A 633-nucleotide genomic window follows, 5' to 3' on the forward strand; every position below is an offset into this window, starting at 1 on the left:
CGGAGGTTACCCGTGCAGTTGATGCCGAAAATTCGTTAGCCACTGACCTAGCCGCCGAGACAGTCCGTGCTACCGCTGCGGAAGGAGTATTGCAGGCCAATATCGAAACGGTACAGGACAATGTGGACGCCAACAAAACGGCCGCTGAAACTGCCATTTCCCTAAAGGAGGATGCCGCCAACAAGTCCACCGACATCACCCTTTCTGACGCCACCAACACTAAGTTCCCGACAGAGCTTGCCGTGAGAACCTTCGTCAACGCATCAGCGGCGGAAGGCAGCGGAGCCCTTTCCGAGGAGGTTGCCCGTGCCATTGCGGCCGAGGAAAAGCTGGCCCTGGACCTGGAAGCCGAAACAACCCGTGCAATTGATGCCGAATCTACACTATCCGAAGAACTTTCCGCTGAAACGGACAGAGCAATTGCTGCCGAAACTACGTTAACCACGGATCTTTTAGCCGAAACAATCCGTGCAACTTCCGCAGAGGACAAGCTAAACGCAGATCTTTCTGCCGAAACAACCCGGGCAATTGCCGCCGAAACTACGTTAACCACAGATCTTTTAGCCGAGACAGCACGAGCGACTTCCGCGGAAGGAGTATTGCAAGTCAATATCGAAACGGTACAGGACAATG

At 54.2% G+C, this 633-nt stretch carries 1 protein-coding gene; it reads left to right on the forward strand.

What is annotated here, in order from left to right:
- Positions 1–633 (forward strand): hypothetical protein (locus FQ608_RS27110; RefSeq protein WP_199856492.1); only part of this gene is annotated, 633 nt, incomplete at both ends.

This window comes from Lunatibacter salilacus (assembly GCF_009797935.1).
Classification (GTDB): Bacteria; Bacteroidota; Bacteroidia; order Cytophagales; family Cyclobacteriaceae; genus Lunatibacter; species Lunatibacter salilacus.